General features: G+C 40.9%; 9 protein-coding genes. 6 read left to right on the forward strand and 3 right to left on the reverse strand.

The genetic code is table 11. The features are described 5' to 3' along the window. Positions 1-6: 6 nt before the first annotated feature. The 6 genes from CWC28_RS17580 (at position 7) to ppiC (ending at position 7,022) form a co-directional block, all read left to right on the forward strand. Positions 7-3,153, forward strand: coding sequence for an efflux RND transporter permease subunit (locus CWC28_RS17580; protein ID WP_138625517.1), 3,147 nt, complete (start codon positions 7-9; stop codon positions 3,151-3,153). Next, a complete protein-coding gene (locus CWC28_RS17585) occupies positions 3,146-4,552 on the forward strand; it encodes a TolC family protein (protein WP_105180263.1) in 1,407 nt (468 codons plus the stop codon). The genes CWC28_RS17580 and CWC28_RS17585 overlap by 8 nt, the downstream gene beginning before the upstream one ends. A gap of 13 nt (positions 4,553-4,565) precedes the next feature. Further along, positions 4,566-5,588 carry a zinc-binding dehydrogenase gene (locus tag CWC28_RS17590; RefSeq protein WP_105180264.1) on the forward strand — a complete coding sequence of 341 codons (1,023 nt, stop codon included), beginning with the start codon at positions 4,566-4,568 and terminating at the stop codon, positions 5,586-5,588. A 26-nt stretch (positions 5,589-5,614) separates the two neighbouring features. After that, positions 5,615-5,989 carry a thiol-disulfide oxidoreductase DCC family protein gene (locus tag CWC28_RS17595; protein WP_234003519.1) on the forward strand — a complete coding sequence of 125 codons (375 nt, stop codon included), beginning with the start codon at positions 5,615-5,617 and terminating at the stop codon, positions 5,987-5,989. A gap of 136 nt (positions 5,990-6,125) precedes the next feature. Continuing rightward, entirely contained in the window at positions 6,126-6,680 is a 555-nt protein-coding gene (locus CWC28_RS17600) for a lysoplasmalogenase (protein WP_158679656.1), read from the forward strand. 63 nt (positions 6,681-6,743) lie between these two features. Beyond that, entirely contained in the window at positions 6,744-7,022 is a 279-nt protein-coding gene (gene ppiC, locus CWC28_RS17605) for a peptidylprolyl isomerase PpiC (protein WP_054552145.1), read from the forward strand. Positions 7,023-7,178: 156 nt separating this feature from the next. Here the strand turns inward: ppiC and CWC28_RS17610 are convergent, their stop codons facing one another. The 3 genes from CWC28_RS17610 to CWC28_RS17620 form a co-directional block, all read right to left on the reverse strand. Continuing rightward, a complete protein-coding gene (locus CWC28_RS17610) occupies positions 7,179-7,736 on the reverse strand; it encodes a GNAT family N-acetyltransferase (RefSeq protein WP_105180267.1) in 558 nt (185 codons plus the stop codon). A gap of 117 nt (positions 7,737-7,853) precedes the next feature. Next, positions 7,854-8,435: a hypothetical protein gene (locus CWC28_RS17615; RefSeq protein ID WP_105173405.1), complete on the reverse strand. Its 582-nt coding sequence runs from the start codon at positions 8,433-8,435 to the stop codon at positions 7,854-7,856. 1,007 nt (positions 8,436-9,442) lie between these two features. Further along, positions 9,443-10,057, reverse strand: coding sequence for a type II secretion system protein GspG (locus tag CWC28_RS17620; RefSeq protein WP_158679657.1), 615 nt, complete (start codon positions 10,055-10,057; stop codon positions 9,443-9,445). Positions 10,058-10,245: the final 188 nt, after the last annotated feature.

Consider the following 10,245-nt stretch of genomic DNA (forward strand, 5'->3'; position numbering starts at 1 on the left):
GGCAAAATGAAATTTTCACACTTTTTTATCCAGCGACCCATCTTTGCAGCGATGCTGTCGCTTATCTTTCTCATCGCAGGGGCAATCTCGTTATTTCAATTGCCAGTGAGTGAGTACCCTGAGGTCGTACCGCCGACAGTTGTTGTGACGGCAAGTTACCCGGGTGCAAACCCAACGGTAATTGCTGAAACAGTGGCGACGCCGCTTGAGCAAGAAATCAATGGTACTGAAAACATGTTGTATATGTTTTCGCAAGCAACCAGTGATGGCCGCATGACGTTGACGGTAACCTTTGCATTAGGCACTGATTTAGACCGTGCACAAGTTCAAGTGCAAAACCGTGTTAATAGTGCGCTACCACGCTTACCACAAGAAGTTCAGCGTTTAGGTGTTGTAGCTGAAAAATCATCACCAGATTTAACCATGGTGGTGCATTTGTACTCGCCTGAAAAAACGCATGATACAACTTACTTAGCGAACTATGCTGATTTGTATATCAAAGACCAAATTGCACGTCTTCCAGGTGTGGGTGATGTTCGTATGTTTGGTGGTGGTCAGTACTCAATGCGTGTTTGGCTTAACCCAGATGCACTTTCTGCACGTGACTTAACAGCCATGGATGTAGTAAATGCATTACGCGCGCAAAACCAACAGGTTGCTGCGGGTAGTTTAGGTGCGCAGCCTACGTCGAAAAGTAATCAATTTCAAATTCTAATGAATGTTAAAGGACGCTTAAGCTCAAAAGAAGAATTTGAAAATGTGATCATCAAAGTGGGTGAGCAAGGTCAGCTTACACGCCTAAGTGATGTTGCACGCCTTGAATTAGGTCAAGACACTTATGCTTTAAGAGCGATGTTAGATGGTCAACCAGCCCTTGCAATGCCGGTATTCCAACGTCCGGGGTCAAATGCGATTGAGCTGTCTGATCAAGTACGTGAAACCATGAAAGTATTATCAAAAGACTTTCCAGCAGGTGTTGAATACGACATTGTTTATGACCCAACTATTTTCGTACGCGGCTCAATCGATGCTGTTATCAAAACGCTACTAGAAGCAATCGCGCTTGTGGTAATCGTTGTCGTGGTGTTCCTACAGACATGGCGTGCATCGGTAATCCCACTGATTGCAGTACCGGTGTCTTTGATTGGTACGTTTTCGGTTATGCAATGGTTAGGTGTATCGATTAATACCTTATCGTTATTCGGCTTGGTACTTGCCATTGGTATTGTTGTTGATGATGCCATCGTTGTGGTTGAAAACGTTGAGCGTAATATCGAGCAAGGTTTATCACCACTTGAAGCAACCCGAGTTGCGATGACCGAAGTAACAGGGCCGATTATCGCCATTGCACTTGTACTGTGTGCGGTATTTATTCCTACGGCTTTTATTACGGGTTTATCTGGTCAATTTTATAAGCAATTTGCATTAACTATTACTATTTCAACGGTTATCTCTGCGTTTAACTCGCTAACATTATCACCTGCGTTATCGGCGTTACTATTAAAAGGTCATGATGCAAAACCAGACCGTTTAACTAAGTTATTAAACCGTGTATTCGGTAATTGGCTGTTTAAACCTTTTAACCGCTTGTTTGATAAAGGCGCTAATGGCTACGAAAAGCTGGTACAAAAACTAATTCGTATGAGTGTCATTGTCTTAGTTGCTTATGTTGCACTTGTCGGTGGCACAGTTCAATTGTTTGATGCTGTACCCGGTGGTTTTATTCCACAGCAAGATAAGCAATATTTAGTGGCTGTAGCACAGTTGCCTGATGCGGCAAGCTTAGACAGAACCCAAGAAGTCGTGCAAGAAATGGAAAAAATTGCATTACAAGTACCGGGTGTTGCAAACACAGTATCGTTTCCTGGTCTATCGGTGAATGGTTTCACAAATAGCCCTAACAGCGGCATTGTATTTACTCCGCTTGCCCCTTTTGAAGAGCGTCAAGATCCGAGTATGTCGGCAATGGCAATTGCGGCTCAGTTAAATCAAAAGTTTGCCAGTATTGATGAAGCGTTTGTTGCGGTATTCCCGCCACCGCCAATTCAAGGTTTAGGTACAACGGGTGGCTTTAAACTACAAATTGAAGACCGTGCTAATAAAGGCTTTGAAGCACTCTTTAATAGCTTACAAGCAACCATTGCTAAAGCGCAGCAAGACCCTGCATTAATGGGCCTCTACTCAAGCTTTAGAATTCAAGTGCCACAAATGGATATCGACATTGACCGTGAGCAAGCGCTTATACAAGGTATTCCACTTGATGAAGTATTCAATGCATTACAAGTGTACTTAGGTTCTATGTACGTGAATGACTTTAACTTGTTTGGTCGTACTTATCAGGTTAATGCACAAGCTGATGCTGACTACCGCCAAGATCCTGAGCAAATTTTGAATCTTAAAGTGCGTAACCGCATGGGTGAGATGGTGCCATTAGGCTCTGTATTAACGGTCACACCAACAACAGGCCCAGATCGTGTAATGCACTATAACGGTTATCCTACAGCTGAATTAAATGGTAGCCCAGCACCAGGGTATAGCTCTGATCAAGCGCAACATGCGATTGAAGCAATCCTTGCAGAGACATTACCAAATGGTATTGAGTTTGAGTGGACAGAAGTAACTTATCAGCAAATATTAGCGGGTAATACCATGGTGTATGTTTTCCCACTCGTTGTATTGCTTGTATTTATGGTACTTGCTGCGCAATACGAGAGCTTAAGATTACCACTGGCTATTATTTTGATTGTGCCTATGACGATTTTCTCGGCCTTGTTGGGTGTGTGGTTTGTTGGTGATGACAACAACATCTTCACGCAAATCGCATTAATCGTACTGGTTGCACTAGCAAGTAAGAACGCCATCTTAATGGTTGAGTTTGCACGAGATCAGCATAAAGGGGGGGTGTCTCACCTTGAAGCTATCATCAAAGCGTGTCGCTTACGACTTCGCCCAATTTTAATGACATCAATTGCCTTTACGGCAGGCGTTGTACCCCTTGTTTTAGCAACAGGTGCTGGTGCTGAGATGCGTCATGCCATGGGTAACGCGGTATTTTCAGGCATGATTGGTGTAACTGTGTTCGGCTTATTGTTCACCCCGGTATTTTATATGTTAGTCACTAAAAAATCGCAGAAGGAGCAACACGATGCATAAGCCTCTTCATGCACTCTTTAAACACGGCAAACTAGTTAGTGCGATGCTGTTAGCCGGAGCACTGGCAGGCTGCGCACAAAGCGTAGATATGCAAGAGCAGCAAGTGAGCTTGACACAATTTGTAAGTGATACACAAATTGGTGAGCAAAACGAAGGTGCGAGCGAAAATAACTGGTGGCGCCGTTTAGATTCAGCGCAGTTAAACAATTTAGTGACTGATGCATTAGCAATGAATCACGACCTAAAAACCAGTCAGCTTCAACTTGATGCAGCCATTGCCCGTTTAGGTGCAGCCCGTGCGGATTATTATCCGCAGGGCAGCCTAAGCGTTGGCGCAGAGCGAAGCAGCTTAGATGGCGCAATTACGCGCCAATCAAACGCAGGCGTTAATGTTAATTGGCAGCTTGATTTGTTTGGTCGTATCACTGCACTTGTCGATGCTGCTAATGCCGGTGCACTAAACCAAGCCGAGCAGTTAAGAGCATTACAGGTTGAAGTGGTTTCAGCTGTGGTGCAAGGCTATGTCAGCTATCAAGGTAATGTGCAAAAGCAAGCTATCATTGAAATGCAAATCGAGGCACTCGAGCAAAGTATCGATGTGCTCAAAGCGCGAGTAGAAGAGGGGGTTGCGAATGAACTTGATCTTAACCGTACCCTTGCGCAGTTAAAGCAGCAACAAGCGCTTATTCCTGAGCTTAGTTACTTGCAATATCGTGACCTCGCAACCCTTGCGGTGCTAACAGGGCGACTTGCAAGCGATATAACACTGGTTGAAGAGCCTGAGTTATTAAGCCATGAATTTAGTGTGTCGTTTACTAAAGCCAGTGAAGCAATGGCACTCAGACCAGATATCACCAGTGCTTTATATCAGTTTAGTCAGGCTTATTCGCTAAGTGTTGCCGCCTCAAAAGCATTACTGCCAGATATTAGTCTGGCCGGGTTTGCAGGTGTGGTGAGCTTAACCAGCAATGGCTTAGAAGATACCGTGCAACAATGGCAAGTAACGCCAAAAGTTGAATGGTCATTACTCAGCTATCCTGCATTATTAGCGCAGCGTGATGCGCAGCAATTTTTAAGTGAAGCCGCTTACAGTGACTATCAAAGTAAAGTATTAAAAGCCATTAGCGATAGTGAACTTACTTTACAAAGGCTAGTCAAACAGCAGCAACAGTTAAGTTATGCTGATCAACGTTTTAATTATGCGAATAAAGCATTTGGTCAAGCTCAAGCAATGTACCAAGAAGGACAAATTCCTTACTTAGAGTTGTTAGATGCGAGACAGGATGTTTTAATAGCGCAAGAGAACGCTGTTGATTCAACAATTGCTTCATTACAGGCCAAAGTAAGTGCTTATCAAGCATTTAATGGTCGTTGGAGCTTTGAACTAAACAACCTTTAACCCAGAGTATTAAATGTCACATATTCAACAAACTACAGATCTTCCGTCAACAATGCGCGCGCTTGCACTGATTGAGCCGAATGACGCCATAGCGTTATCTGAACTTTCTGTGCCAGTACCGAGCCCTGAAGGCAATGAGCTTTTGGTTAAAGTTGAATATGTGGGCTTAAATCATGGTGATGCCAACTTTGCAAAACAAGGTTTTTGTAAATGGCATTACCCGCATGTATTAGGTCACGATGCTGTTGGCGTGGTTGTTCAGGCAAGTAAAGGTGTATTCCCAGGTGTTGGCGCACGTGTTGTATGGCACGCCAGCCTTGGCGACCAAGGTGTGTTATCTGAATACACAACGGTTCCAAACTATGCGGTATCGGTTGTGCCAGATAACGTATCACCGGCAGATGCTGCAACCTTACCTTGTTCAGGGATGACGGCATTAATTGCACTTGATAAGTTGCAGCTAAGCGAAGGGGATTCACTGTTTATTGATGCAGGTGCGGGTGGCGTTGGTCAATTCGCTATTCAATTTGCTAAGCAACGTGGTGCCACCGTGTTTACCACTGCCAGCAAACACAATCATAAGTTACTTAAGCAATTAGGTGCTGATGTGGTGTTTGACTACAAAGACCCAAAACTTGAAGATAAAATTCGCCGTGAATTAGGTCCGCAAGGCTTTGATGCGGTGCTTGATTGTATTGGTGGCGATACTACCATTCGTAACGTTGAGCTAATGCGCTTTTGTGGCCGTATTGCCTGTTTAAATGAGTTACCTAAGTTTGAACAAGAACTTATGTTTAGACGCGCACCAAATATTGGCATTGTATCCTTAGGTGGAGCTTGGCTTGCAAATAGCTTATGTGCACAACAAAAATTGAGCTTTATGGGTAACTTATTACTCGATAATGCAGCCCGTGGCGAGATCAAATTACCGCAAATCCATGCTGTTGATTTTAACGCCGAGGCTGTTTCAGCTGCTTTAAATAAACAACTTGCTGGTGGCTTTACCGGTAAACAAGTTGTGCAAGTAAGCGGCTAATCTTGCAAACTCACTGCCCAGTCATCTTGTTTGATGGTCAGTGCAATCTGTGCCATTTTTGTGTTCAGTTTATTGTTCGCTTTGATAAGCAAATAACCTTTAAGTTATGCCCCATGCAAAGCGATAAAGGTGAACGTTTACTAAAGGCGCATCAAGTTGACGATCCACTCTCTTCAATGTTAGTGATTGAAAATAACCAGTTATATAAACAAAGTGACGCTGTGTTATTTATCGCAACTCAATTAGGTTTTCCATTCTCTTTGGTTAAGCTGTTCAAGCTGCTGCCAAAAGGCTTTCGCGATCGTATGTATGATTGGGTTGGCCGTCATCGTTATCGTTTTTTTGGCAAACTGACACAGTGTAAGTTACTGACCGAAAAACAAAAGCAGCATTTTTTATAAACATTTAAAGCAAAGCTTGCTATTCTCGTTATTGGGAACAAATAACAATAATAAGAATATGAACATTCTCTTTCTAATCTTAAGCTCGATTTACATTGCTTTACTGCTCTTTATACCATCATTAACTCAGCCTATTATGGCGCTATTTAAAACATTACCAATCGGCCTGTTGATTGTGATGGTGTTAAAAGGGCGTAGTCAGTTACAAAATCGCACTTTTATTACTTTATTATTCGCTCTTAGTTTTTCAGCACTAGGTGATGTGTTGCTAGCCCTTGATACAGGGCAACTCTTTATAGGTGGTTTAGCGGCATTTTTTATAAGCCATACCTTTTATATCATCAGCATGTTGCCAATTAAAAACTGGCGACTAGACGTTGTACTTCTTTATCTCTTTTTGGCCATCATTGTTTTTTGCTTATTTTATCCAAACCTGAATGACATGCTCATTCCGGTGATTGTCTATATGTTGGTACTTAGCATAATGGCAAGCCTTACTTGGATGACAGGTAAATCTAACGGCTTTTTAGTGTTAGGTGGGGCAATGTTTGTTATATCAGACTCTATTCTTGGCCTTAACCGCTTTTATTTAGAAATTATGCATGCAGATATCGCAATCATGGGGAGTTATTATTTAGCGCAATTTTGTTTGGTGAAAGGATTTTTGCAGGCAACAGGTAAACATAAATAGCCGCAGTGGCTCAGTGTTGATTGCCGTGATAAAATACGCGCGTTTTAATTTTCGAGATTTTCCATGGCAAATACAGCGCACGCACTGCACATTCTTGTTAAGCACAAAGAACAAGCTGAAGACATCATCAAGCAACTTAAAAAAGGTGCGAAGTTTCAGACGTTAGCTAAAAAATATTCAACCTGTCCGTCGGGTAAAAAAGGCGGCGATTTGGGTGAATTCAGACGCGGTCAAATGGTGCCACAGTTTGACAAAGTAGCTTTCAGCGGCGAAATCTTAGAGCCACATTTAGTGAAAACGCGCTTTGGTTGGCATGTAATTAAAGTGCTATACAGAACGTAAAGCCAAAACCTGCCTAAATAGTGAAAGACATGTTGTTAGTCTTATACTTTTCATCTCAGTGAGTTAAAGCGCTAGGTTTAACTCACTTTGCCCAAATTAGACCGTTATAGTTTGTAATTCAAAGGGCTATTTTAAGTCTTTAGTTTAATAAACTTGTTATATTTCTTTAAATTCAGGTTTTATTAAACCAAAACACTTTAAATCATGGAATTCGTTTTTCCAGAAACCACTTGAACGCCTAATTCCTTCCTCTTTGAAACCTAGCTTTTTTAACACTGATTCAGAAGCAGTATTGCCAATCATAATGTCACCTTGGATCCGGTAGAGTTCACCTAAAGGTTGGTCATTAGAGAATGCAAATTGGATAATCGTGTTAACAGCTTCACAAGCATAGCCAAGCCCCCAATACTTTGAGGATAACTCATAGCCAATACCTGCATTTTTCATCTTCAAGTTTATTGAGTTAAATCCACACGTACCAATTAGTTTTCCCGAACTCTTAACTCGAATAGCCCAACGAACACCTACTTTGTCAGCAAAGCGTTGATTAAAAAAATCAATTAACTCCAATGATTGTTTTTCTGAGTTAAAAACATCGATATCGTAATATCTAACAACGTTTTCATCAGTGAAAATATCAAGTAAAGCCTGCCCGTCACTTTTTGATAACTTATTAAGAATTAAACGAGATGATTCTAGCTCTGGAAATTGCACTTAGTCTTCCTTGAAATAAAACGCCGTTTTAAGCGGCAAAAATAGTTGGCTATAATTTGTGACGAATGAGCACAAGCCAGTTTTTTTAAATCAGCCCTGGATTGCTTCGTTTTGCTGCTAGAACGCTTTAAACTGTATATCACTAAAAAACTCTTCTGCATTTTGAGCTAATTCAGGATATTCTTTACCCTTATAGTGACGTAGAGAGTATTCCGTATGCACACCAATAGATTTTTTAAATGGGTGTATGCAATTATATCCAAGATACTCTATCAGCATTACGGCTGTTTTATTGCCACCGACTTTAGCACTGTTATCTTGAGAAATAGTTTTGTGCTTGATGCACGTTGCACCATTAAGTTGTACCAACTCTTCTGAGTTTTCCACAAGAGCAAACCTGCCAATATCCGGGGAGTTTGCTCGATGTTTGACTACATGCGACAGAAATTCTTCATCGGAGGCAAACTCGGGAATTTGATAGAGTGACAAATTTATAATGCCACTGCTGTCATCATTCAGCTTAGTTCCGAGAGTAAGCTGATACCCCGTAGACGTAATGACAGACCAACTACCATTTTTAGGTGATAACGAAGAAACACCATAAATATTAACAGGAGTACCTGAATTAAGCTGTGGGGAAGTTGATGCGCACGACGTCACAAACAACAACGATATTAAAATAGTGGTAAATTTATACATTTAACTCTCCTTGTAGCACAACCTGTTTATAGCGAGCGAGTCAGGCGTTTTTCTAGCATAGCGTCGGCGGAAAAACCCAGCGAAGCGGTGGTTTTGATGTCGGGTGCCTTTACTTGTTAAATCTGCACTGGAACGAAGCATTGAAATACTCAGCTTTATAAGAGCAATTTGACTCTAATACTTTTATGAACGCCTGCATTTTGCTGAAAGAGTTTAATGCTAATTCACATTCGGGTGCAGTGTGAACTTGCATAGAATATAGCTCCAATGAACTATACCTACTTGACGCTGCAGTAAATGCATACTCATTTGTTGCCAAATCAGTTACGAGTAACTGATTTGATTCTACGACTTTACCAGACAAGCCAATTGTCTCTAACTCACCAATAGCGCAATCCCAGCCACCTTCATATTTTGGTGTTATTGGAACTATTAGACCATAAGATGTATCACAGCCGGCTACAAATAATATGCTTAACAGTATGATGTATTTAATTGTGCACTAACTCCCTTGTTAATCGGCAAAATTTAGTGGCTATAATCTTGAGCGATGCGACTTCAGCCAACTGAGTTTTGTCAGCTCTTTTAATTAGTTTTGTTATATTTCAACTACACCATAATAGAGCATGATTATTGCCATAGAAGTTACTACTAACTGTGAATATAAATATACCAACCACTTACGTATAGCTGAGACTTGACCCTTTCGGTAAATTTTATAACTTTTAATTGAGTCATTAATAACTGCAACAATGCAGGCTAAAAAGCTAACTGTAGCTAACCCTGACCAAATGTTTGGAATGGCGAAACAAAGCATAATGAGCCAGAAGATATAGGCAAGGTAGATCACTTAACTAAATTCATTTCACAAACTTAAAATGCAATATAACGCTCCAAGCAGCGGTGAGTAGCAGTGGCGGGCTTTTTGCCCGCGGAGCGGGTGAGAAAAAAGCGCGACAATGTTACGAATCCGACTGACTTGGCTTGTTAGGCAATAATTCACTTAGTTAAAGAGTACTTGGAACAATTGCAGCCAATAATACCGCTACAATAAGGTAACAAAATACTCCCAAATGGTAGCCAAACAGTGACTTTTTAATTGAATTTACTTTTTTGTAAGCTAAATAAACACCAAAAATGTAAGGTGGAATACCCACTCCAAAGCCAATTATTAGCAGCAAAAAAACAATTTTGAAAGGACTATTTTGTTTTTTTAACCCGCATTTAAGATCATCCCAGTTCCCACATCCCCTATTTACACCAGTACCTCCAGGGAGGCCATCTTTCCCATTTGTCCATATGTCAAAGCCTTCTGGATTGTTTATACCTGGCACAAGATATAAATAGTCTCGTCCCCAAGGATCTAGAGGTAATTTACTGATAAGTTTTTCTTTTTTACAAGGAAAATTTTTACTAACAAATACTTCCTGACTTAATAAATCTAAGCCTTGTTCATTAGTTGGAAAACTGCCAAATTCACTATGATAAAGCTCAACTGCTTGAGACAAAACTTCAATGTCTAGATAAGCTTTTTCTTCAGGCGATAGCTCCCTACTCGAACTTTTTGCAAGACCTGAAATTAAAATCATAATAATTAATGCCATAATTTTAATTTTTTGCATAAAAGTTACCATATTGCCTAACGCCTTACTAATGGGCGCATAAATGCTTGGCTAAAATTAGCGACGAAGAAGCACAAGCCAAGCGTTTTGCGTCCTTTTGAGTAACTTGTTAGCTGTACTTTTAACACATCTCAATACTTGTAAATTGGAACCAAATATTGTCTTTATCGTAATCAGCAATTCCATTT

Origin of the sequence: Pseudoalteromonas sp. S4492, from assembly GCF_005886115.1 — a bacterium.
Lineage (GTDB): Bacteria > Pseudomonadota > Gammaproteobacteria > Enterobacterales > Alteromonadaceae > Pseudoalteromonas > Pseudoalteromonas gelatinilytica.